The following is a 22,710-nucleotide window of genomic DNA, read 5'->3' as shown; positions in this document are numbered from 1 at the left end:
CCCCCCCCCCCCCCCCCCCCCCCCCCCCCCCCCCCCCCCCCCCCCCCCCCCCCCCCGCCCCCCCCCCCCCCCCCCCCCCCCCCCCCCCCCCCCCCCCCCGCGCCACCGAGCGGAAGCCGACCGACGACAGCGGCACGTCCCCGTCGTTGCGCAGGTCGAAGGGCACCTGCACGACGTCGCCGGGCAGCATCGCCCCGCCGGAGAACGGCACGCTCTGCCCGCCGGCCGCGGCATCCAGCCGGATCGACACCACCCCCGCCTGCACCTCGGTGTCCACGCTGTCGCTGCTGCTGAACCCGCCGAGGGTCCCCAGTCCCGCGACCGCGCCCACCGCGGCGAGCACGGCGACCGTGCCCACGACCTTCGCGGTGGTGCTCTGGTGCGCCACGGCGCTGCTCGTCCGGCTGCTCACGTCGCTGCCTCCCCTGCTCGTACCGGGGTGGCGGCTCCATCCCGGCACGAGCCACCCTGCGCGGCCAGCCGCAGGGTCGTGTCCAGCGATCCGCAAGAAAAGCGCAGGACGGCGGCGTCAGCCCCGCGGCGGCGCCTCGGCGGGCCGGCGCGGGCAGGGGGCGGCCGCGAGCACGAGGAGCGCCAGGACGGCGACCGCCCACCCCGCCAGGATGAACAGGTCACCGGCGTGCACGCCGTGGTTGCCGACGATCGTCAGCAGCACCGGTCCCTCGTTGCGGTACTCGCCGGTGACCAGCAGGAAGGCGAACCCGGAGACGACGGCTCCGGCGACGAGGGCGCAGAGCCAGCGGAGCATCGGACCACGGTAACCGCGCCCGGGCTCGGTCCGCCCTTCCCGAGGAACGGCGGCCCCGCGCGGTGACCTCGTCAGGGCCGGGCGGCGCTCCCCGCACCCGGCGGGGCACCGCCCGCGCGGCGGCCGTCGCCCCCCGGCGGGCTCTCCGCCGCCAGGCGCGCGGCCTGCGCCCGGCGCTGGGCGGACCGGCGCAGCAGCACCTGGGCCTGGACCGCGTCGGGGGTGCGCGAGGCCCGGTCGGCGAGGACGTCGGCGGTCTCCAGCAGCAGCGCGACCCGCCGCCGCTCCTCGCCTCCCACGCGCGCTGCGGGCAGCTGACCCGAGGTCATGCCCGCATCGTGCGGGAGGTCCGGCCGGCCCGCGACTCAGCGCCCACCGGGACCGGTTCCCCGACCGGGTGACGCGGCCCCACGAGCCGATTCCCGCGGGCCCGCACCGACCCGATCGCTCACCGCCGGAACGTTCACGTGACGGCCCGGTGAACACCGGGGAGACCGCCTGGTGCCCGCACCGGAGCTGGACGACAGTGGGCGCGTGAGACCTGACGCCCGCGCCTGGTTCGCCGATCGCACCACCGCTGCGCGCTCCCTGGCGCAGGTCGATCCCGCGGCCCTGCTGCAGGCCAAGCGCCGTGGCGGGCACCGGGTCAGCGTCGTCCTCCCCGCCCGCAACGAGGAGGCGACCGTGGGCCGGCTGGTCGCCGACCTGCACGCGCACTGGGTGCGCGGGGTGCCGCTGGTCGACGAGCTGGTCGTCGTGGACTCCGACAGCACGGACGCCACCGCCGACGTCGCCCGGGCCGCCGGCGCCGATGTCGTCGCCACCACCGACGTGCTGCCCGCGATGGGCACCCGCCGGGGCAAGGGCGAGGCGCTGTGGAAGTCGCTGGCCGCCACAACCGGCGACCTGGTCGTCTTCCTCGACGCCGACCTGCTCGGCGACGTCGCCCACTACGTGCCCGGCCTGCTGGGGCCGCTGCTCACCGACCCGCAGGTCAGCTACGTCAAGGGCTGCTACACCCGGCCGCTGTCCGTCGGCGGGGCCGAGCAGCCCGCCGGCGGCGGCCGGGTCACCGAGCTCACCGCCCGCCCGCTGCTCAACGCGCTGTGGCCGGAGCTCGCCGGCTTCGTCCAGCCCCTCGGCGGCGAGTACGCCGGGCGCCGCGCGGCGCTGGAGCAGGTGCCGTTCGTCTCGGCCTACGGCGTGGAGGTGGGCCTGCTCGTCGACCTGCTGGGCCTGGGCGGGCTCTCCTCGCTGGCCCAGGTCGACCTCGGCGAGCGCCGGCACACCTCGCAGAGCGTCGAGGCGCTGGGCGAGATGGCCGGCCAGGTGGTCGCCACCGTGCTGGCCCGGGCGGCGTGCACCCGCCAGCCCAGCGGGCTGCTCACCCAGTTCCGGCACGACGGCGCCGGGTTCGTGCCGCGCAGCAACGCCGTCGCGGTCGACGAGCGCCCGCCGATGATCAGCGTGCCCGAGTACCGCGCGCGCCTCGCCGTCTGACGGCGGCGCCCACCGCTCGCGGAACGCGCGGCGGGCGGGGAGGATCCCCGCGTGCCTCCCGTCCGCGCTGCGCGCCGCTCTCCCCGCCCGCTGCGGTGAGCGGCCCCGAGGTCGTCGCCCACCGCGGGGCCACCGCGGACGCCCCCGAGCACACCCTGGCCGCGTACCGGAACGCCGCGATCGTCGGTGCCGACGCGGTGGAGGTCGACGTCCGGATGACCCGCGACGGCGTGCTCGTCTGCGTCCACGACCGCAGGATCCGGCACACGTCGAACGGCCGCGGCGTCGTCTCCGCCCTGCACCTCGCCGAGCTGGAGCAGTTCCGGTTCGGCGCCCGGCGCGGCCGGCTGGACCGGTGGAGGGACGACACGATCACCGCCGTCACCGACGAGCCCGACATCGAGAACGGCCTGGTGCTGACCCTCGACCGGCTGCTCGAGTACGCCTCCGCCACCCCCGGCTCCGTCCGGCTCGCCATCGAGACCAAGCACCCGACCCGGCACACCAACCGGGTGGAGCAGGAGCTGGTGCGGTCGCTGCGCCGCTACGGCCTCCTGCAGGGCGACCGGCCGGCGCAGTGGGCCGGGCGGCCGGCGTTCCGGGTGATGAGCTTCTCCCAGCTCGCCGTGCGCCGGATCCGCGCGCTCGCACCGGGCGTGCCGACCGTGCAGCTCATCGGCAAGCGCCTGCGCTCGGTGCGCACCGAGCTCCTGGGGGGTGCGATGAGCGCCGTCGGCCCGGGACTGGCGCTGCTGCGGGCCGACCCTGGGTACGTCGCCCAGGCGCACGCCGCCGGGAAGGAGGTGCACGTGTGGACGGCGAACACGGCCGCCGACATCGACTTCCTCGTGTCGCTCGGCGTCGACGCGATGATCACCGACCACCCGGACGAAGCGCTGCGCCGCCTGGGCCGCTCCTCCACGGCCTCCTGAGCCTCCGCACCACCGCACCGCCGCACCGCCGCACCGCGCCGCAACCCACCACCGCACGCACCGGCACCGTCCCAGCGCCCTCCGGGATCCCTTCCCCGCTCGCTCCGCCTCTGAGTGCACCTGCACTCAGAGGCAGAGCATCCGCGGAGCCCCTCGGGCGGTCCTCCGGTCAGCTCAGGTCGAGGCGATCCAGGGCGGCGGCGAGGTCACCGGGGGTGTCGAAGACGTCGATCGCCCCGGCCTCGCGCAGCTCGTCGTCCCCGAACCCGCCGGAGCGCACGACGAGGGCCGGCATCCCGGCGCGCTTCGCCGCCGCCACGTCGAAGACGGAGTCGCCGACCATCACGCTCGGCGCACCCACGGGTTCGCCCAGCTTCTTCACGGCCACCTCGAGCAGATCGGGGGCGGGCTTGCTCGACTCGACGTCGTCACTGGTGGTCCAGGCCTCGGCCAGGTCGCGCAGGTCGAGCAGGTCCAGCGAGTGGTCGACGTGCTTCGCCTTGCCGGAGCTGGCCAGCACCACGCGGTGCCCCCGCTCACGGAGCGCCTGCACCAGCTCCCGGGCGCCGGGCAGCGGCGCGACCTCGTCGATCAGCCGGTCGAACTCCTCGGTCCAGCGCTCACGGGCCTGGCCGCCGATGCGCTCCTCGACGTCGTCCCCGCCGAGCGCGGCCGGGAGCCGGTCGCCGCCCATGCCGATCAACCGGTGGATCCGCCAGATCGGGAAGGTCTCCCCCAGCGACCGGAAGGCCCGGTACCAGGCGAGGGCGTGCTGGTAGTTGGTGTCGACGAGCGTGCCGTCGACGTCGAGGACTGCGATACGGGGAGAGCTCACGCCCCCGGAGCTGCCCACCCGGCGCCCGTTCCGAACGCCGGCTCCGTCCAGACGCTCGCCCCGTCGCAGGGCCCGGCGCGAGCGGAGCGAGTGCTGGGGTGGGCGACGGGGTGTTTCCTCAGTCGGCGTGGACGAGCAGCCCGCGGACCGTCTCGCCGGCGGCCTGGTCGCGGTAGCCCTGGTTCACCTCGTCGAGGGCGTAGCGGCGGGTGATCAGCCGGTCGAGCTCGAGCCGACCCTCCTCGTGCAGCCGCAGCAGCCGGGGGATGTCGGTGAACGGGTTGCACGAGCCGAACATCGAGCCCTGCACGCGGTGCTCGAACACCGTGGTGAGCTGGCCGTTGAGCGTCGCCCGGCCCTCCTCCGGCCGGTCGGCGAGCGCGGTGAGCACGAGCGTGCCGCCCTTGCCCAGGCAGGCCGAGGCGGCCTTGTAGACCTCCCCGGTCATCTTCCCCACCGTCACGACGACGACGTCGGCACCGGTGCCCCGGGAGAGCTCGCGCGCCAGCCCCACCGCCTCCCCGGCGTCGGCGACGGTGCGGGTGGCGCCCAGCGACTCGGCGAACTCCCGCTTCATCGCCACCGGGTCGACGCCGATGACGTGCATGGCGCCGGCGTGGACGGCCCCCTGGACCGCGTTCACGCCCACCCCGCCGAGGCCGACCACGACCACGGTGTCGCCCGGCCGCACCCCGCCGGAGTACACCGCCGAACCCCAGCCGGTGGGCACGCTGCAGGCGACGAGGGCCGCGGTCTCCAGCGGCAGCCAGGGGTCGATCCGCACGCAGGAGAACTCGCTGAGCAGCGTGTGCCGGGCGAAGGCACCGATCATGCAGAACCCGCCCAGCGGCTCGCCGTCGAGGCGGTACGGGAAGGTGCCGGTGGGCAGCTGGCCCGTGGCGATAGTGGCGCCCTTGTCGCAGAGGTTGGAGCGGCCGGAGGCGCAGTAGCGGCAGTGCCCGCAGGCGGGCAGGAAGCTCGTGACGACGTGGTCGCCGGGTGCCACCCCGGTCACGCCGGCGCCGACGGCCTGGACGACGCCGGAGCCCTCGTGCCCGCCGACGATGGGGTAGCGGCCGCCGGGGTTGGCGTGCCGCAGGTGCTCGTCGGAGTGGCACAGGCCGGCGTAGGCCATCTCGACCAGCACCTCGCCGGGCCCGGGGTCGAGAACCTCCAGCTCGACGATCTCGTACTCGGCTCCTGCCTCGCGCAGCACCGCAGCTCTCGTCCGCACCGGGCGGCTCCTCCTCGCAGTCGTCGTCCGGTCGCCCCGGGCGGGTCGATCCGCGGCCATCGTGCCTGGTGGCGCCCGGTCCGCCGCGCAGGCCCCCGACCAGAGCACGCCCGGCGACATACCGGGCGGTCGGTCCTGACGGCGGTGGACACGTTCGGTGCCTAAGCTGTGCACCGTGGGTGAACTCAGCGACCGCCGTGCGCGGAAGAAGGCGCAGACCCGGGCCCACGTACGGGCAGTGGCGCACGAGATGTTCGCCGAGCGCGGGTTCGAGGCGGTCACCGTCGCCGACATCGCTCGCGAGGCCGACGTCGCCGTCCAGACGGTGTTCAACCACTTCCCGACGAAGGAGGAGCTCTTCTTCGACGGGCGCATCCCGTGTCCGCACGGCCCGGCCGACGCGGTCCGCAACCGGCCGCCGGGGACCACGCCGCTGGTCGCGCTGGGCGACCACCTGGCGGAGGGCGCCGCGTACTTCGTGGCCCTGCACGTGCGTCCCGAGGAACGCACGTTCACCGACACCGTGCACGAGAGCCCCGCGCTGGCCGGCTACGAGCAGCGGATCCTGTTCGAGGCCGAACGGCAGCTGGCAGGTGCGCTGGCCGAGGCGTGGGAGACCGACCCCGAGCCCGGGATGGCCACCTCGCCGGTCCTGTTCTGCCCGCGGATCGCCGCCCCCCTGGCCGCGGCCCTCTGGCTCACCGTGTCCCGGGTGGTCGTCGTGGAGCAGCGGCGGGTCGTCGAGCACGCCGCCGACCACCGCACCGCCGCGACCGAGGTGCGGACGCTGACCGACAGCCTGATGAGCGGGCTGTACGCGCAGCTGGGCCTGGAGCCACCGGTGAACGTCGCCTCGCTGCCCCGCCGCGCCGGCTGAGGCGTCGCCGGGAGGTCAGGCGGCGACGGTCTCGTCGACCGGCCGCAGCATCGGCACCAACACCTCGTCGACGATGCACTCGACCTGCTCGGCCGTCAGCGGCTCGGCCATCCGGTAGCGCTGCCACCAGAACGCTTCGAGCACCGAGGCCAGCAAGCGCAGCCGCTCGAGCCGGAGGGGCTCCCCGCGCTGCTGGGCCCGCTCGCCGACGGTCTGGACGGCGGCCGCCAGCGGGCGCACGAGAGCCTCGTCCAGCCCTGCCCGCAGCTCCTCGTCGTGCCGGGCCGCGCCCACCAGGCTGGCCACCGCGCGCTCCTGCCGGTCCAGCGGCTGCGTCCAGCGGTCGCTGACCAGGCCCAGCAGGTCCGCCCGCAGCGATCCGGAGTCCTCGGGCAGCACCACCAGCTCGAAGCGGCTCACCGCCGCCCGGGCGAGCGCGGCCATGGACGGCCACCGGCGGTAGATGCCCGCCTTGCCGGCCCTGGCCCGGGCGGCGATGCGATCGCTGTTCAGGCGGCCCCATCCCTCGTCGGCCAGGATGTCGACGGCCACGGCGAGCAGCTGTTCCGACAGCTCCGCACTCAGCGGACGGCCCGGCGTACCGCTCACGACGCCGTCCTGTCACGGCTGGTTCTATGCACGCGGCCATCCTGGCTGCCGGACGGGGTCACCACAATGATCTCGGTCCTCTGAGGTACACCTAACTTTCCGCGTGCCCCGGCCGGGCGCCGGGGAGGACCGCCTGGTCAGGCGCCCGCGGCGCTCTCGATGTGCACCCGCAGGTTCGCCCCGTCCTCGGACAGCCAGCCCTGCGCCCGGGCGCCGGCGATCATCTGGTCCCACCGCGCGTCCCAGTCCGGGGCGGTGGCCCGGGGCGCCGCGGCAGCCCGCAGCGCCGCCACGTCGAGGGTGGCCGTCTCGGCGTCCTGCAGCCGGCCGAGGCCCGATCGCTCCAGCGCCTCGGCGGCCTCCTCGTCGGTGACCGCCCCCAGGGCCAGGTGCAGCCGGCCCAGGTCCTCGACGTCGACCACCCGCGCCTCGGGTCGCTCGTCGGCGCCCGTCATCACCTCGACGATCATTTCGAACTCCTCATGGATGACAGGTTATGGCCCCGTCCAGGGCACCGCCCTGGACGTGCGAGGGGTGGGGAGGAGGGGTCCTTCCGCTAGACATGCCAGGGGAAGCGGCCGAAGTCGGGGTCCCGCTTCTCGAGGAAGGCGTCGCGGCCCTCGACGGCCTCCTCGGCCATGTAGGCCAGCCGGGTGGTCTCGCCCGCGAACAGCTGCTGCCCGACCAGGCCGTCGTCGATCAGGTTGAACGAGTACTTGAGCATGCGCTGGGCGGTCGGGCTCTTGGCCACGATCCTCTTGCCCCACTCCAGGGCGGTGGCCTCGAGCTCCGCGTGCGGGACGACGCGGTTGACCATGCCCATGGCGTGGGCGTCGGCCGCGGTGTACTCCTCGCCCAGGAAGAAGATCTCGCGGGCGAACTTCTGCCCGACCTGCCGCGCGAGGTAGGCCGAGCCGAAGCCGCCGTCGAAACTGCCGACGTCGGCGTCGGTCTGCTTGAACCGGGCGTGCTCGGCGCTGGCCAGGGTGAGGTCGGCGACGACGTGCAGGCTGTGCCCACCGCCGGCGGCCCAGCCCGGGACGACGCAGACGACGACCTTCGGCATGAAGCGGATCAGCCGCTGGGCCTCCAGGATGTGCAGCCGGCCGCTCGAGCGACCCTTGTCGTGCTCGTAGCCGTACTTCCCGCGCACCCGCTGGTCGCCCCCGGAGCAGAACGCCCAGCCGCCGTCCTTCGGACTCGGCCCGTTGCCGGTGAGGAGCACGCACCCCACGTCGGTGGAGAGCCGCGCGTGCTCCAGCGCGGTGATCAGCTCGTCGACGGTCTGCGGCCGGAAGGCGTTGCGCACCTCCGGGCGGTCGAAGGCGATGCGGACGACGCCGGCGTCCACCGCCCGGTGGTAGGTGATGTCGCTGAAGTCGAAGCCCTCGACCGGCGCCCACGCGGAGCTGTCGAAGATCTCGGAGACGTCGTCGCGGGCGCTCATGCGCCGAACCTAACCCGCGGGGCGGGGTGGACCGGCAGCCGCCGGTCACCCACCCCCGCCGGGAGGGCCGCCCAGGACCCGGCTACGCGTCGTCGCCGGCGAGCAGCGGCCGCAGCCGGTCCAGCGAGGCGGCCAGCCCCGGGTGCAGGGCCACCGCGGCCAGGCCCGCCAGCGGCACCCACGCCACGCCGTCGCTCTCCCCGTCCAGCCGGAGGTCGACCGCCTCGAACCGGCGCGCCGGCCGGGCCAGGACCGTCGTGTACGCCCAGCCCCCGTGGTCGTCCACCGACTGCGCGCCCAGCACGACGTCGCCGGCCGTCAGCCCCAGCTCCTCGGCCACCTCGCGCAGCGCACCGTCGGCCGCCGACTCGCCCACGTGCAGCGCGCCGCCCGGCGTCCCCCAGGTGCCGCCGTGGTGCGACCACCAGGCCCGGTGCTGCAGCAGCAGCTCGACGCCGTCGGGACCGTCGCGGTGGATCAGCAGGCCGGCCGCGCCGGCCCGCCCCCAGTGACGGTGCCCCTGGCTGCAGGCGGTCCAGCCGTCGGTCGAGGCGAGCACCCGCCCAGTGAACCCGCTCGCGCGGGCGGCCGCCGGGGGCACCCCGCCGGAACTCGTGCCCTGCCCACCCCCGCGGGCAGGGCACGAGCATCCCGGGAGAGGACATCCGCACCCGCCGCACCCGCACGCGCGCCGTCGCGCCGGGCCGGGCAAGGTGTGCGGCGGAACCCTCTGCCTCTGAGTGCCCTGGTGATCAGAGGCAGAGTGTCCCCAGGAACACCGCCCACCCCAGGGAAGGACGACCACGTGAGCACCACCACGACCATGGCCGAGCTGAACGGGCTGATCGGCACGGAGCTCGGCACCAGCGACTGGCACGAGGTCACCCAGGAGCACGTCAACCAGTTCGCCGAGGCGACCGGCGACCACCAGTGGATCCACGTCGACGTCGAGCGCGCGAAGAAGGAGAGCCCGTTCGGTGGCCCGATCGCCCACGGGTACCTGACGCTGTCCCTGCTGGCCCCGCTCTCCTCGCAGGTCCTCGTCGTCACCGACACGGTGATGGGTGTCAACTACGGCCTGAACAAGGTGCGCTTCCCCTCCCCCGTCCCGGTGGGCTCCCGGGTGCGGCTCACCGCGACCCTGAAGTCGGTCGAGGAGGTGGCCGGCGGCCTGCAGCTGACGCTGGCCGCGGTCATCGAGCGGGAGGGCGGCGACAAGCCCGTCTGCATCGCCGAGCCCGTCTACCGCTACTACGGCGGCTGAGGAAGGACCCCGTCCTCCAGACCGCTCGCAGGCTCGCGGCGGTGCCCGGGACGGGGTCGACGGCAGCTCGCGCCGGCACCCGGCATAGCCTCGTCCGGTGCGGATCGCCGTCTTCACCGGGTCCCACGCGGGGCCACCGGCCCACGCGGAGGCCGTCGCGTCCTTCGCCACCGGGCTGGCCGAGGCCGGCGTCGTAATCGTCTACGGCGGGGGGCGCGTCGGGATGATGGGCGTCGTCGCCGACGCCGCGCTCGCCGCCGGCGGTGAGGTCGTCGGCGTGATCCCGCAGCACCTCGTCGACGACGAGCTGGCCCACCCCGGCCTCCCGCGGCTCGAGGTGGTCTCCTCCATGCACGAGCGCAAGGCGCGCATGGCCGACCTGTCCGACGCGTTCGTCGCGCTCCCCGGCGCCGCCGGCACGCTGGAGGAGCTGTTCGAGGCCTGGACGTGGGGCATGCTCGGGCTGCACGCCAAGCCGGCGGCGCTGCTGGACGTCGACGGGTTCTGGCAGCCGCTGCTGGCCCAGCTCCGCCGCATGGTGGACGACGGCTACCTCGACGGCCCCCGGCTCGACGCGCTGGGCGTGGTCCGCGACGCCGCCGGGCTGCTGCGGTTCGTCGAGGGCTACGAGCACCCGCCGCGGAAGTGGACGGCACCCGCACCGGCCTGACCAGCGCCGTCGTGACTGCAGAGCAACAAGAACCGTGGTGCACTGGGGCCGTGGCAACCGGTCAGGTCCGAGAGTCGCGGATCGTCCACGGGCACAAGCGGGCCTTTCTCCGCGCGGGAGACGGCCCGCCGCTGCTGCTGCTGCACGGCATCGGGAACAACTGCCAGACGTGGGCCGGGGTGATCGACCGCCTCGCCGAGTCGCACACCGTCATCGCCCCCGACCTGCTGGGGCACGGCGACTCGGACAAGCCGCGCGGCGACTACTCGATCGCGGGCTACGCCAACGGCGTGCGCGACCTGCTCGCGGTGCTCGACGTCGAACGGGCCACCGTCGTGGGGCACTCGCTGGGCGGCGGCATCGCCCTGCAGTTCGCCTACCAGTTCCCCGAGCGCTGCGAACGGCTGGCGCTCGTGGGCAGCGGCGGGCTGGGCTCGGAGCTCTCCGCGGGGCTGCGGGCGGCCACCCTGCCCGGGGCCGAGCTCGTGGTCACCGCGCTGGCCGGGATCTCCGGCCCGCTGCGCATCGGGCTGCGGGCCGTCGACCAGCTCGGGGCGCTCGCCGGCTGGCGGCGGGTGCGCGACCTCGCCGAGGCCGGCGACGCGCTGCTGGCCCTGCAGGACGCCGAGGCGCGGCGGGCGTTCCTGCGCACGCTGCGCGGGGCGGTCGACGTGCGGGGGCAGGCGGTGACCGCGCTGGACCGGCTGTACCTCGCCGACTCCGTGCCGATGCTGGTCATCTGGGGCGGTCGCGACCCGATCGTGCCGGCGCAGCACGCCGAGCCGGTCCGGGCCGCGGTCCCGTCGGCGCGGATCGAGGTGTTCGAGGACGCGGGCCACTGGCCGCACCTCGACGAGCCCGACCGCTTCTGCGACGTGCTGCTGGACTTCGTCGCCACGACCGAACCGGCGCACCACGACCTGGACAGCTGGCGGCGGCTGCTCTCCCAGAACTGGGACGGCGTCCCGCGGTCGGTCGCGCGGTGAGCCCCTCCACTGCCTAGCGTCGGACGGGTGGAGCACTGGGACGTCGTCGTCGTCGGTGGTGGGCCGGCCGGTGCCGCCGCCGCCCTGGCCGCCCGTCGGGCCCGGCCCTCGGCGCGGGTGCTGGTGCTCGACCGCGCCGAGTTCCCCCGGGACAAGGTGTGCGGCGACGGCATCGCCGCCGAGGCGTTCGACGTCCTCGCCGGCCTCGGCCTGCGCCCGGCCGCCCTCACCGCCGGCTTCCCGCCGGTGCCGCGGCTGCGGCTGCGGTCGCCCGGGGGGACGACGGTCGAGCGGGCCACCGCCCGGCCCTCCCACGTCATCCCCAGGGCGGTGCTCGACGCGCGGCTGATCGCGGCCGCCCGCGACGCCGGGGCGGTGCTGCGCCGGCACGTGGTCCGGCGGATCGCGGTGCACGCCGACGCGGTCGAGGTGGACGGGTCCGTCACCGCCGGGGTGCTGATCGGCGCCGACGGCGCGGAGTCGGTGGTGCGCCGGGCGCTGGGCACCCGGCGCAACCGGCCCGACCAGCTCGCCGTCGCCCTCCGCGGCTACGCCCCCGAGCCCCCCGGGCAGCGCGGCGTCCAGGTCATCACGACCACCGACCAGCGCTGGCCGGCCTACGCGTGGTCCTTCCCGCTGGGCGACGGACGGGCCAACGTCGGGTACGGGGAGCTGGTGTCCGGCGGCGCCACCCGGGTCGAGCTCGTCGCCGGCATGCACCGGCTGCTGCCGGGAGCCGAGCCCGAGCAGCTCCGCGCCCACCGGCTGCCGCTGAGCACCGGCCGGCCCCGCCAGCCCGATGGGCGGGTGCTCCTGGCCGGTGACGCCGCCGCGTTGATCAACCCGCTGACCGGTGAGGGCATCTTCTACGCCGTGCTCTCCGGCGCCCTCGCCGGGCAGGCCGCCACCCGGGGGGCGGACGCGGGCGCAGCCTACCGGCGCGCGCTCGCCGACCGGCTCGGCCGCCACCTCCGGCACTCGTCGGTGGCCTCCCGGCTGAGCCGCTGGCCGGCGCTGATGGACTCGGTGTTCCGGGCCGCCGCCGGCTCCCAGGGCGTGTTCGACGACGTGGTCGACCTCGGCCTAGCCGACGGCCGGCTCAGCCTGCGGGCGCTCGCGGGCGCCGCCCGCTCCCTGCGCCTCCCCTCGCCGGCCGGTTAGGCCGCCGCGACCTCCACCCGGCCCCGCCCGGCGCGCTTGGCGGTGTACAGGGCGACGTCCGCGGCGGCGTAGAGCTCACGCAGATCGGTGGCCGCGCCGGCGAGGTGCGACACCCCGACGCTCACCGACATGCCCAGGCTGCTCCCGTCGGAGAGCACCAGGGGCGCCCCGCACACGGCGTCCAGCAGCTGCTCGGCGCGGCGCACCGCGGTGGCCCGCGAGCAGTCGCGCAGCAGCACGGCGACCTCGTCCCCGCCGAGCCGGCTGACCAGCGCGTCGGCGGCGCGGATCTGCTGCTTGATCACGGTGGACAGGTGCACCAGGGCGTCGTCGCCGGCCAGGTGGCCGTGCACGTCGTTGATCATCTTGAACCGGTCGACGTCCATGAGCAGCAGCGCGGTGCCCTGGGACGACGCCGCGCCGGCGCCCCCGGTTTCCAGCGCCTCGTCGAGCACCCGCCGCGTGACCATCCCGGTCAGCGCGTCGACGTCCGCCTGCTCCTGGAGCGCCGCCACCAGGCGCTCCTGCTTGTCGGTGGAGCGGATGAGCAGACCGCCGATCACACCCAGCATGGCGCCGAAGAACGCGAAGTCGGTGAGGGCACCGCTGAAGGGCGCGGCGTCGAACAGCATGACCCCGCCGGCCGCCACCGCGACGACCGTGGCGACCACCGCGCCCGCCGTCCGCGGGTGGAAGCCCGCGTAGAGCACGACGAACGCCAGGAACGCCTGCGCGCGGGTCGACGTCCCCCCGTTCACGACGGCCAGGACGCACAGCACCGCCACCCCGCCGACGGCCAGGACGACGAACGCGCCGGCGCGGTCCAGGCGCTCCGCGGGCACGACGTGGAAGAGGGCCGCCACCCCGGCCAGCCCGATCACGCAGGCCCAGACCACCGCCGGGCTCGCGTCGCCGTCCGTGGCGGGCCCCAACAGTCCGACCAGCGCCAGCATCCCGGCGCAGATGGCCAGGACGACGACGGCCGTGCGCGCGGCAGCGGCGGGCTCGCGTGCTCGCAGCGACGGCGGGAAGGTCACCTCCCCCGCATCGGCACGGCGACCCCGGCAGCGGAGCGCCGCGTCCCCCCGAGGGGTGGGCAACCCCCCGCTGCGAGGGGCTACCGCCGCCCGGACAGCCGGGTGAACGCCTCCGTGCGCGCTGCGCCGTCGTACCCGCCCCGCGGTGCACCCAGGCCGAACAGCGCGCCGACGGTCGGCGCGACGTCCACCGTGCGCGCGGGCGCCCCGCTGACCGCGCCCGCCCGCACCAGGGGGTGCCCGCCCGCCACCAGGAACGGGATCGGTTCGGTGGCCGGGTGCCCGTGGTTGCCGGGGATGGGGTTGGACAGCGGCGTCGGGTCGGTGAAGCGCCAGCCGGCCCGGCAATAGGCGACCAGGTCGCCGGCCTCCCGCCCCAGCCGCAGCTCCGCCGGCCGGTGCACCGACAGCACGCCGGGGTGTGCGGCGACCAGCCGCCGCACCTCCGCCAGCCCAGCGGCCCGCTGCGCGGCCGGGCCGGTCCAGTAGAGGAGGTCCGCGCCTCCGTTCTGGGCGATCTGCACCGACTGCCGCAGGTCCGGGCGCGGCCGCAGGACGGCGTCCACCGAGACGAGGTTCGTCGGCACCGACCAGTCCATCGAGTGGTCGGCGAGCACCACCAGCACGCTGCCGGCCCACCGGCCGGTGCGCTGCAGGTGCGCGACGAAGCGGCCCACCTGCAGGTCGGTGCTGCCCAGCGCGAGAGCGCGCGCCACCCGCAGGGTGCTGCCGGTCAGATCGCTGTGGCCGACCCGGTCGATGTCGCCGAGGTTGACGAAGACAAGGTCGGGGTCGGCCTCGTCGACCATCGCGATCAGCGCGTCGGTGGTCGCGGCGTCCGGCGCGTGCCCGGTGACGGGGATGACCGGGAACGGCTCCCAGCGGTAGGTGGCCCGCTCACCGAAGATCCCGTACAGGTACTCCTTCGACAGCACGGTGCCCGTGGTGCGGCCGGTGGCGTTCACCCGCTCCAGCAGCGTGGGGAAGCGGAGGTCCGAAGGGCGGTCCAGGTCGCGGACGGCGCCCTCGGCCCGGTCGTACACGGAGTTGGCCGGCACCCCGGACCGGTCGGGCCGGACGCCGGTCATCATCATCACGTGGTTGGGGATGGTCTCCATCACCGGCAGCGAGCGCGCCGACGGGAACCAGGTGCCCCCCGTCTTCAGCCGGTGCAGGTTCGGCGTGAGCAGCGGGGTGATCTCCTCCGGTCGCGTCCCGTCGACGACCAGCACGTAGACCCGCAGCCGGTCGGCCGCCCGGGCCCGCGGCGCCCCGAGCGCCGTCGACAGGACGACGGCCGCGCCGCCCGCGGCGGTGACCCGGAGGAACTGCCGGCGGTCCATCCCCTGCGCCGGGCCGCTCACGCCAGCCGCCGGGGCGCACGCTCGACGCGGCCGGTGCCGGCCGGCGTCCGCCAGGACGTCGACCAGACCGCGGCCGACGCCGGATCGGTGCGGTCGGTGAGGACGTACCAGTCCATCTGGACCGCCTCCGGGGTGACGTCGAGGACCGAGAAGCCGTGCGAGTCGAAGTCCAGGTGCTTCACGTGCGGATTGGCCAACCGGATCGCGGTCTCCACCGCCAGGGACGTCGTCCGGGGCGGGGTGCCGAGGATGTCGTCGAGGTTGTCGCTGGTCACCGAGGTGCACACGAGCTCCACGCCGAGGCTGTCGCGCGTCAGCGGGTAGGTCGCGTCGTCCGCCGGCAGCTCGGCCGCCCAGCCGGAGTGGATGTCACCGGTGAGGAAGACGGTGCCGCGCAGCGCGCGGTCGCGCAGGTGCGCCCGCACCCGGTCCCGCTCGGCGGGGTAGCCGTCCCACTGGTCGACGTTGTAGGGCAGGCCGGTCACCCGCGGGAGGTCCACGCCGACCAGGCCGGCGATCGCCTGGGTCGCCCGCAGGTCCAGCCCGTTCGGGAACCGCACCGGCGCGATCATCACCGGGTTGCCCACCAGTTTCCACTGCACCGCGTCGTCGGCCAGCCCGTCGAGCAGGAACTCCAGCTGCTCCGGCCCGGTCAGCGTGCGGCCGGGGTCCCCGAGGGCGGGGTCGAGCGGTGAGGCGGCCTGCTGGTCGCGGTAGGTGCGCAGGTCGAGCATCGACAGGCTGGCCAGCCGGCCGAAGCGCAGCCGCCGGTAGAGCCGGCCGCCCGGCGTGTAGCGCACCGGCATCCACTCGGCGTAGGCCTGCTGGGCGGCCCCGCGGCGAGCCGGCCAGGCGCCCTCGGCGCCCTCCGTGTGGTTCTCCGCGCCGCCGGACCACGCGTCGTTGGCGCTCTCGTGGTCGTCCCAGGTGACCACCCACGGCGCGGCGGCGTGCAGGGCCTGCAGGTCGGGGTCGGCCTTGTACTGGGCGTGCCGGCGCCGGTAGTCGGCGAGGGTGACGATCTCGTGCGGCGGGTCGTGCGGCCGGACGACGACGTCACGCGCCTGGTACTCCCCCGGCGCGTACTCGTACAGGTAGTCACCCAGGTGCACCACGAGGTCGAGGTCCCCGCGCGCGGCCAGGTGCCGGTAGGCGGTGAACCAGCCGGCCTGCAGGTTGGCGCAGGAGACCACCGCCATGCGCAGCCGCGGCACGGCGGCACCGGTGGCGGGCGCCGTGCGGGTGCGGCCCACCGGGGAGGTCGCCCCCCGGCAGCTGAAGCGGTACCAGTAGCCGGTGCCCGGCCGCAGTCCGGCGGCGTCCACCTTCACCGTGTGGTCGGTCGCCGGGCCGGTGCGGACCCGGCCCCGGCGGACGACGCGGCGGAAAGCGGAGTCGGTGGCCACCTCCCAGCCGACCTCGACGACGGGGCCGGCACCGGAGCCCGGCGTCGACCGGGCGTCGGGCGTCACGCGGGTCCAGAGGACCACGGCGTCGGGCAGCGGATCGCCGGAGGCGACCCCGTGCGCGAACGGCCCCGGGATGCGGGCGGGGGCCGGCGCGGCGGCAGCGGGTCCTGCGGACACCGCGCCTGCGACTCCGGCGCCGGTGACGGCGGCCAGCTGCAGGGCGGTGCGGCGGGAGAACGGCGGCGTGCGGGTGATCACGGCCCGTCCATTGAGCGGCCCGGCCCGCGGTTACGGCCCGGACGCAGCGTTCACCGAGCGTTCGCCACCGGTTCCGCGTCGCCTCGTGGGAGCGGCGCTCAGCGCAGCGCGGTCACCAGGGTGACCCCGGTCGCCCCGACGGTCTGGACGACGAAGCCGAGCTCGGCCAGCGTGTCGGCGAGGGCGGCGGCCATGACCTCCTGCACGACCACGTGCGCCGCCTCGCCGCGCGAGTGCTGCACGCCCATCCGGTCGTGCGTCCGCCAGCTGACCAGCACCCCGCAGGACGCGGTCTCGGGCACCAGGCAGACGCCGCCCGACGTTCCGCTCCCGGCGGCGTCGTGCAGCGGCAGCCCGGCCTCGACCAGCGCCGCCGCGACCTCCACGACCAGGGTCGTCAGCGGGTCGGTGTCGCTCAGCAGCGCGTCCCAGTCCTCGGGGAGCCGGTCGAGCTGGTCGCCGAGCTCGGTCAGCCAGACCCGGTCCGCCGGCGAGGGGCGCGGGGCGATCGTGCCGTCGGCCCGGGGGACGCCGAACACGGTCACGGCCGCCAGCTCACCCGCCAGCGCCGCCCAGTCGGCGTCGATCCGGTCGGCGAAGGGGCCGGCCATGGCCTGCGCCGACCCGTCGACCAGCCACCAGCCGTTGGCGGCCCCGGGAGTGGGGCCGGCCGGCCGCGCGGGCACGGGCGCCGCGGCGGGCCGGACGGCGAGGGCGACCGCCTGGGGGCTCCGCTGGGTCCCGCGCCCGGCCGGGGCGGGGGCGGCGCGGCGCCCGGCCGGGTGGGTGCCGGCGGCCCTCGCCGCCGCGCGCTGGACCTGCTGGGTGGCGGCCGCGCCGGCGTACTCGTACCGGGCGGTGGAGCTCGCGCCGAGCGCGACCACGACCGCGGTGCACAGCAGGAAACCGAGCACCGCCGCGGCGGGCCACAGCAGCATCGTGCCCATGATCACCGGGAAACTCCTCCGTGCCTCGTCGCGACCGGGGAAGGTGCCGCGATCACGGGAGAAGTTACGGCGCACCGACCCCGCGATCGGCGGGTTCGGCGCCTCACCGGAAGGCCCGTCACCGGATCGTTGCGACCGCCCCTGCCGCGGCACGGTGACCCGTCCCGCGGGCCACCGCCATGTCGACATGCACCGCGTCGACCAGCGTGGATGCCGTCGGCGGTCGGACCGGTCACCCCTCGCCGGCGCTGCCGCCCGGCATGTCGGGCGGCCGCGCCGAGGGGCCGCGATGCGCGCTGCGGGCGCCGTCCCCGGGGGGTCGCGCGCCGCGCCCGCACGTCGCTGCCCGGCGCACCGTCCCGGGGACGCGGAACGGCCCGCCGGCGGGTGCCGGCGGGCCGTTCGCGTGCTGCGCTACCGGGTCAGTTGACCCGGACCTGCATGAGCGCACCCTGCGCGCTCATGCCGGTGACGGTGATCGTCGTGCCGGTCTTCGGCACGTCGACGCCGGTCCAGCCGTTGGCGTCGGGCTGCTCGCCCGGGGCCACCCACCAGTCGAGCGTGTCGTCGAAGGTGCGGACGGCCGGGAGACCGCCGACCCGGCCGGCCACGCCGGTGTCCGGGTCGTGCAGCGTCAGCTTGTCCGTCGGCTGGAGCCCGAAGGTCGAGTCGTAGGACTGGACCCGCGGCCGCCAGCTCTCGCCGTTGGTGCGGTCCTCACCCTCGTCGTCGGTCGGCTCGTAGAGCAGGCCCGGGTGGGCGTCGACCGGGAGGACGAGGCCCGCACCGGGGTGGGCGCCGACGTTGTTGTCGTTGTACTGGGTGTTCCAGTAGCTGATCAGCAGGCCGTCCTGGTACGGGAAGTGCTCCACCCAGTCCGGACGCCGCGGGTCACCGAAGTTGTACGGCCCCGTCTTCAGCCCCGTGTCGTAGCCGGTGTAGGCCCGGTTCTCGAGGATGTAGGCGTTGAAGTACGAGTTCGTCGTCGTACCGGTGGTCAGCTCGAAGCCGTCCAGCGTCCAGTCGGTCACCGGTGCGTCGTCGATGGCCACGGCGTCGACCTGCAGGCCCGGCTCGGTGGCCGCGCCGTCGGTCCAGTACCGGAAGCCGACCTGCGCCCCGTCGGGCACGCCCGCCAGGCCGGCCGTGAGCTCGACCCACTCGCCACCGGTGCTGCCGGTGATGCCGTGGCCGAAGTTCTGGCCGTTGGGGTCGGTGGTCGTCGACAGGTTGGTCGGGATCGACGTGAAGGTGGCCCCGCCGTCGGTGGTGTACACCGCGTACGCGTAGTCCCAGTCCGCCTCGATCTCGTACTTGACCTGGGCGGTCAGCTCAGCCGCCCCTGCGGGCTTGGGCGCCAGCATGCTGTGGTCGAGGTTGTCGCCCGAGCCGGAGTACCAGAAGTCCTCGCCCTCGAACGGGGTGCCGATCGTGGTGGTGACCTCGTTGTCCGGGAGGACGACGACGGCGGCCTGGTTCTCCTTGGAGTTGTACGCCGCCGGGCCGAGGCGCAGGTTCGCGCTCTCGCCGGGCTGCACCACCTCGTAGTTGAGCCAGCCCAGCTGCAGCTTCTCCCAGGCGCCCATGTGGATCGGCTGGGTGCCGATGCCGTCCTCGGGGCGGCCGGAGTTGCCGTAGGAGCCGGAGCTCATCAGCGTCCAGAAGGCGGTGCTGTTCTCCGCGCCGCCGCTGTTGCCGGAGGTGTCGTACAGGTCGGGCAGACCGAGGTCGTGGCCGAACTCGTGGGCGAAGACGCCGACGCCGCCGTTCTCGGGCTCGACGGTGTAGTCACCGATCCAGTACTTCGACCCACCGACCTGCGTGCCGCCGAGCGGGTTGACCGCACCGTTGACCGTCGGGCCGGCGGTGCCGATCCGGTTGGTCTGGTTGTACCAGCGGTGGCTCCAGATGGCGTCGTCGCCGAGGACGCCGCCACCGACCTCCTCGCCCTCGCCGGAGTGCACGGCCTGGAAGTGGTCGATGTAGCCGTCGGCCTCGTCGAAGTTGCCGTCGCCGTCGGAGTCGTAGCGGTCCCAGACGTCGAACTGCGAGAGGTACTCGTCGATCTGCTCGGCCGTCTTGCCGGCGGCCAGCTGGTTGGCGTACCAGGTGTTGACCGAGTCGTTGATGAAGCCCCAGACGGCGCTGTCGCCCAGGTCGTTGTCGCCGTAGGAGGCGCCGGTGCCGGGCACCTGCACCCAGTCCTCGACCTCGCCGGTCACGGTGTAGCGGCCCGAGGAGAGCTGCTCGTAGAAGTTGGCCACCGAGTTGACGCCCGGCTCGGAGCTGTACAGCAGGGTGTCGAAGTAGCCCTGCGAGAAGTCCGGGGTCCAGATGGTGGTGTTGTCCACCGACCGCTTGGGCTCCGGGATCGAGTTGTGCGGCAGGTCGCTGAACTCGCCGAGGACGGTCCAGATCGCGTCGCTGTCCTCCTGGGCCAGCTCGACGTAGCGGCCCCGGGCGACCTCGACCACCTTGTTGTTGCCGCGCGGCGTGGCCTGCCCGGTGAGCACCTGCTCGAGTGCCTCGGCACGCAGCGCCTGCTGCGTCTCGGCGAGCGGGTTGGGCAGGTCGTGGGCGCGCTGCGGGGTCGCGGGGGCGTCTTCTGCGGGGGGTGCGGCGGAAGCCGTCACGGGAACCGCCATGACCAGGGCGGCACCGGCGACGACGGCCAGAGCTCTCTTCAAGGATGGTTCTCCTGCGTTCGGAGGAAGACCGTCCAGCCGGACGGTGGGGGGCCACCGGCGGCCGCTCGCGGACGGTCGAGCGGGACGTTAGATGCGGCCTGCACGTGTGTCTACATATCGACACCGCCCGGTTACGCAGGGGCCGCACCCCGCGGGGGGCGACTACGGATCCGACCAGGCTCTTTACCGTTGCGAAACAGTTTCCGGACCGCCGGATCCGACCCGGCAGCGTCCCACTGTCTGGGACGATCGGGTGTGGGGTGGGATCCGCCGCAGGTCAGGCGGCAGCGCGGAGACGTGCCGGGGCGAGGTGACGACGCCCTGCGGCACCGCAGCGCGGAGGGCGTGGGATTCGAACCCACGAAGAGGGGTTACCTCTTAGCGGTTTTCAAGACCGCCGCCATCGGCCACTAGGCGAGCCCTCCTGGCGCCGTCGAGGCTAGTGCGTCATCCCGGACGCCCGCTCCCGGCCCACCGCGCCGACCCGGCGCCGGACGCCGTGCGCGGACCGGCAGGAAGCGCGGCTCGATCTGCCGATCGGCACACACGCTCGACTCCCGCGGCGGCGCCGCATCGCCCGGGCCCAGCCGGTTTCCAGTGAGTGGAAGCTGCTCCTCGTGTCCGGCCGAGGGTGTGCCTAGCCTCACACCACCCACGCTCCGCACCGGCAACGTCGCCACCAGGAATGGAGTCCGGATCCCATGCAGCACACCGCACGTGCGCCCCGACGACAGGGCGCGATCACCGCCGCCTGCGGCCTCGCCGCCGCCTCCACCGTCGTGCTGGCCCTGGCCACGCCCGCCCAGGCGGCACCGCCCGCTCCCGAGCCGACCGTGATCAGCGACCTCGCCTACGGCCCGGCCACCCCGGGTAACCTGCTCGACCTGCACCTCCCCGGCACCCCCCGCCGGCACGCCCTGCCGCTGGTCGTCTGGCACTCCGGTTCCGCGTGGTTCAGCAACGACGTGAAGACCGGCGAGCAGGCGCTCGACGTCGTCGAGGAGTTCACCGGCCGCGGCTACGCCGTCGCCACCATCAACGTGCGCTCCAGCGCCGACGCCCGGTTCCCCGAGCAGGGCTACGACGTGCGGGCCGCCGTCCGCTACCTGCGGGAGAACGCCGCGCAGTACGGCCTCGACCCGGACCGCTTCGCGTTCATGGGCAACTCCTCGGGCGGCTGGTCGGCGGCGTTCGCCGCGACGACGAGCGACATCGAGCAGCTGCCCGGGGAGACGGGCGTCGACGGCACCTCCAGCGCCGTGCAGGTGGCCGTGCCGTTCTTCCCGCCGACCGACTTCCTCTCCATGGACACGTTCGCCGCGGAGAACGACCTGCCGATGCAGCCGGGGATCTACCCCCACGATGCCCCGACGTCCCCGGAGAGCCTGCTGATCCACTGCGCCGGCGAGGAGTTCCCGGGCCAGCTGAGCATCCAGGCGTGCCCGGAGGAGACCGAGGCCGCGGACCCGAGCAGCTACATCGAGGGCGAGGAGATCCCGGTGTGGGTGCTCCACGGCCTGGCCGACCCGCTGCTGCCGTACAACCAGAGCCGGCTCGTCTACGACACGACGACGGCCGAGGGGAACGAGGCGAGGTTCACGCTCGTGCCGGACGCCGGCCACTCGGTCGACGACATCATCGGCGCCGAGGTCTCCACGACGTGGATGACGAACCACGCCGGGCGCGAGCGGGTGGTCAACCGCGCCGCACCGACGTGGCACGACATCGACAGGTTCCTGCGCGCCGGCTTCGCCCAGGCGGAGCGCGCCAACCGCTGAGCCCGCGAGAGACGGCGAACGGGGCCCCGGCGCAGCTGCCGGGGCCCCGTTTCGCGCGTCTCGCGCCGGGCCCCTCGGGGAGCGGTCAGAACCCCGAGTGGTCGGGTGCGGCCGGTGCGGGCCCGGTCACCGGACTCGCGGCCACCGGCTGCGCCGGCTCCTCGGCCGGCTCGTCCTTGGGCCGGTGGATCTGCTCGTAGACCCGCGCGCGGAGCTCGGCGAACCGCGGGGACGAGCGGGTGGTGAGCTGGTCGCGCTCGTCGGGCAGGTCGATCACCAGGTCGTCGCGGATGACCGTCGGCGAGTTCGACAGGATGAGCACCCGCTGCCCGAGGTAGACCGCCTCGTCGATGTCGTGGGTGACGAACAGCGTGGTGACGCCGAACTTGTGCCACAGGTCGCGGATGAGGTCCTCGAGGTCGGCGCGGGTCTGCGCGTCGACAGCGGCGAACGGCTCGTCCATGAGCAGCACGTGCGGCTCGTAGGCGACCGCGCGGGCGATGGCCACGCGCTGCTGCATCCCGCCGGAGAGCTGCCACGGGTAGGCCGCGTGCGCCTCGGCCAGGCCGACGGCGGCCAGCGACTCCTCCACCAGCTCGTTGCGGCGGGCGGCGGGCAGCTTCTTCTGCTTCAGCGGCAGCTCGACGTTCTCTCGCACCGTCATCCACGGGAAGAGGCTGCGCCCGTACTCCTGGAAGACCACGGCCATCCCCGGCGGGGGGCCGTTGACGACCTCGCCCTCCATGCGGACCTCGCCGGACGTCGGCTCCAGCAGGCCGGACATGATCTTCAGCAGCGTGGTCTTGCCGCAGCCGGAGGGCCCGACCAGGCAGGCGAGCTCCCCGGCCGGGAGGGTGAACGTGAGGTCGCGGACGGCCTCGACCGTGCGGTCCTTGCTCTCGTAGACCTTCTTGATGCCGCGGACGTCGAGCATGGGGAACCTTCC

22 protein-coding genes and 1 tRNA gene are annotated in these 22,710 nt (G+C 74.8%); 8 read left to right on the top strand and 15 right to left on the bottom strand.

Annotated features, from left to right (window positions below):
- Window positions 1-529 precede the first annotated feature (529 nt).
- Together ACI8AP_RS17515 and ACI8AP_RS17510 are read right to left on the bottom strand one after the other, a co-directional pair.
- Complete coding sequence (locus ACI8AP_RS17515) at window positions 530-769, bottom strand: hypothetical protein (protein ID WP_456590636.1); 240 nt, start codon at window positions 767-769, stop codon at window positions 530-532.
- A 71-nt stretch (window positions 770-840) separates the two neighbouring features.
- On the bottom strand, window positions 841-1,098 hold the full coding sequence (locus tag ACI8AP_RS17510; protein WP_456590635.1) for a hypothetical protein: 258 nt from the start codon (window positions 1,096-1,098) through the stop codon (window positions 841-843).
- 205 nt (window positions 1,099-1,303) lie between these two features.
- On the opposite strand from ACI8AP_RS17510, the gene ACI8AP_RS17505 reads away from it, so the two are divergent.
- Together ACI8AP_RS17505 and ACI8AP_RS17500 are read left to right on the top strand one after the other, a co-directional pair.
- Entirely contained in the window at window positions 1,304-2,269 is a 966-nt protein-coding gene (locus ACI8AP_RS17505) for a glucosyl-3-phosphoglycerate synthase (protein ID WP_456590634.1), read from the top strand.
- A gap of 95 nt (window positions 2,270-2,364) precedes the next feature.
- Window positions 2,365-3,201, top strand: coding sequence for a glycerophosphodiester phosphodiesterase (locus ACI8AP_RS17500; protein ID WP_456590633.1), 837 nt, complete (start codon window positions 2,365-2,367; stop codon window positions 3,199-3,201).
- A 169-nt stretch (window positions 3,202-3,370) separates the two neighbouring features.
- Here the strand turns inward: ACI8AP_RS17500 and ACI8AP_RS17495 are convergent, their stop codons facing one another.
- Both ACI8AP_RS17495 and ACI8AP_RS17490 read right to left on the bottom strand, forming a co-directional pair.
- Complete coding sequence (locus ACI8AP_RS17495) at window positions 3,371-4,036, bottom strand: HAD family hydrolase (RefSeq protein WP_456590632.1); 666 nt, start codon at window positions 4,034-4,036, stop codon at window positions 3,371-3,373.
- A gap of 118 nt (window positions 4,037-4,154) precedes the next feature.
- Entirely contained in the window at window positions 4,155-5,270 is a 1,116-nt protein-coding gene (locus tag ACI8AP_RS17490; RefSeq protein WP_456590631.1) for an NDMA-dependent alcohol dehydrogenase, read from the bottom strand.
- A gap of 175 nt (window positions 5,271-5,445) precedes the next feature.
- On the opposite strand from ACI8AP_RS17490, the gene ACI8AP_RS17485 reads away from it, so the two are divergent.
- The gene (locus ACI8AP_RS17485) at window positions 5,446-6,147 is read left to right on the top strand and encodes a TetR/AcrR family transcriptional regulator (RefSeq protein WP_456590630.1); all 702 of its coding nucleotides are present in this window, start codon (window positions 5,446-5,448) and stop codon (window positions 6,145-6,147) included.
- A gap of 15 nt (window positions 6,148-6,162) precedes the next feature.
- Here the strand turns inward: ACI8AP_RS17485 and ACI8AP_RS17480 are convergent, their stop codons facing one another.
- The 4 genes from ACI8AP_RS17480 to ACI8AP_RS17465 form a co-directional block, all read right to left on the bottom strand.
- Entirely contained in the window at window positions 6,163-6,756 is a 594-nt protein-coding gene (locus ACI8AP_RS17480) for a TetR-like C-terminal domain-containing protein (RefSeq protein WP_456590629.1), read from the bottom strand.
- A gap of 137 nt (window positions 6,757-6,893) precedes the next feature.
- Entirely contained in the window at window positions 6,894-7,226 is a 333-nt protein-coding gene (locus ACI8AP_RS17475; protein ID WP_456590628.1) for a hypothetical protein, read from the bottom strand.
- 86 nt (window positions 7,227-7,312) lie between these two features.
- Window positions 7,313-8,203, bottom strand: a complete 891-nt coding sequence (locus tag ACI8AP_RS17470) for a 1,4-dihydroxy-2-naphthoyl-CoA synthase (protein WP_456590627.1) — start codon at window positions 8,201-8,203, stop codon at window positions 7,313-7,315.
- Between the two features lie 82 nt (window positions 8,204-8,285).
- The gene (locus ACI8AP_RS17465) at window positions 8,286-8,762 is read right to left on the bottom strand and encodes an NUDIX domain-containing protein (protein WP_456590626.1); all 477 of its coding nucleotides are present in this window, start codon (window positions 8,760-8,762) and stop codon (window positions 8,286-8,288) included.
- 246 nt (window positions 8,763-9,008) lie between these two features.
- Here ACI8AP_RS17465 and ACI8AP_RS17460 point away from each other — a divergent pair, with 246 nt between their 5' ends.
- The 4 genes from ACI8AP_RS17460 (at window position 9,009) to ACI8AP_RS17445 (ending at window position 12,284) form a co-directional block, all read left to right on the top strand.
- Window positions 9,009-9,467 carry a MaoC family dehydratase gene (locus ACI8AP_RS17460; protein WP_456590625.1) on the top strand — a complete coding sequence of 153 codons (459 nt, stop codon included), beginning with the start codon at window positions 9,009-9,011 and terminating at the stop codon, window positions 9,465-9,467.
- A 97-nt stretch (window positions 9,468-9,564) separates the two neighbouring features.
- Window positions 9,565-10,137, top strand: coding sequence for an LOG family protein (locus tag ACI8AP_RS17455; protein WP_456590624.1), 573 nt, complete (start codon window positions 9,565-9,567; stop codon window positions 10,135-10,137).
- Window positions 10,138-10,187: 50 nt separating this feature from the next.
- Entirely contained in the window at window positions 10,188-11,123 is a 936-nt protein-coding gene (locus ACI8AP_RS17450; protein WP_456590623.1) for an alpha/beta fold hydrolase, read from the top strand.
- Window positions 11,124-11,150: 27 nt separating this feature from the next.
- Window positions 11,151-12,284 carry a geranylgeranyl reductase family protein gene (locus ACI8AP_RS17445; RefSeq protein WP_456590622.1) on the top strand — a complete coding sequence of 378 codons (1,134 nt, stop codon included), beginning with the start codon at window positions 11,151-11,153 and terminating at the stop codon, window positions 12,282-12,284.
- Here ACI8AP_RS17445 and ACI8AP_RS17440 read toward each other — a convergent pair.
- From ACI8AP_RS17440 to ACI8AP_RS17415, 6 genes are all read right to left on the bottom strand, one after another.
- Window positions 12,281-13,321, bottom strand: coding sequence for a GGDEF domain-containing protein (locus tag ACI8AP_RS17440; RefSeq protein ID WP_456590621.1), 1,041 nt, complete (start codon window positions 13,319-13,321; stop codon window positions 12,281-12,283). The genes ACI8AP_RS17445 and ACI8AP_RS17440 overlap by 4 nt on opposite strands.
- Before the next feature lie 80 nt (window positions 13,322-13,401).
- Window positions 13,402-14,685 (bottom strand): alkaline phosphatase family protein, encoded by a 1,284-nt coding sequence (locus tag ACI8AP_RS17435; RefSeq protein ID WP_456590620.1) that lies wholly within the window; start codon window positions 14,683-14,685, stop codon window positions 13,402-13,404.
- Window positions 14,682-16,352 carry an alkaline phosphatase D family protein gene (locus ACI8AP_RS17430; protein ID WP_456590619.1) on the bottom strand — a complete coding sequence of 557 codons (1,671 nt, stop codon included), beginning with the start codon at window positions 16,350-16,352 and terminating at the stop codon, window positions 14,682-14,684. The genes ACI8AP_RS17435 and ACI8AP_RS17430 overlap by 4 nt, the downstream gene beginning before the upstream one ends.
- Before the next feature lie 98 nt (window positions 16,353-16,450).
- A complete protein-coding gene (locus ACI8AP_RS17425; RefSeq protein ID WP_456590638.1) occupies window positions 16,451-17,299 on the bottom strand; it encodes a hypothetical protein in 849 nt (282 codons plus the stop codon).
- A gap of 422 nt (window positions 17,300-17,721) precedes the next feature.
- The gene (locus ACI8AP_RS17420; RefSeq protein WP_456590618.1) at window positions 17,722-19,986 is read right to left on the bottom strand and encodes an immune inhibitor A domain-containing protein; all 2,265 of its coding nucleotides are present in this window, start codon (window positions 19,984-19,986) and stop codon (window positions 17,722-17,724) included.
- A gap of 337 nt (window positions 19,987-20,323) precedes the next feature.
- Window positions 20,324-20,411 (bottom strand) — tRNA-Ser (locus tag ACI8AP_RS17415).
- Window positions 20,412-20,687: 276 nt separating this feature from the next.
- On the opposite strand from ACI8AP_RS17415, the gene ACI8AP_RS17410 reads away from it, so the two are divergent.
- Window positions 20,688-21,764, top strand: a complete 1,077-nt coding sequence (locus ACI8AP_RS17410) for an alpha/beta hydrolase fold domain-containing protein (protein WP_456590617.1) — start codon at window positions 20,688-20,690, stop codon at window positions 21,762-21,764.
- An 85-nt stretch (window positions 21,765-21,849) separates the two neighbouring features.
- Here the strand turns inward: ACI8AP_RS17410 and ACI8AP_RS17405 are convergent, their stop codons facing one another.
- Window positions 21,850-22,698 carry an ABC transporter ATP-binding protein gene (locus tag ACI8AP_RS17405; RefSeq protein ID WP_456590616.1) on the bottom strand — a complete coding sequence of 283 codons (849 nt, stop codon included), beginning with the start codon at window positions 22,696-22,698 and terminating at the stop codon, window positions 21,850-21,852.
- Between the last annotated feature and the right edge of the window lie 12 nt (window positions 22,699-22,710).

The sequence above is a fragment of the Blastococcus sp. SYSU DS1021 genome (genome assembly GCF_054050995.1).
This window is presented reverse-complemented; position numbering and strand designations above follow the sequence as displayed.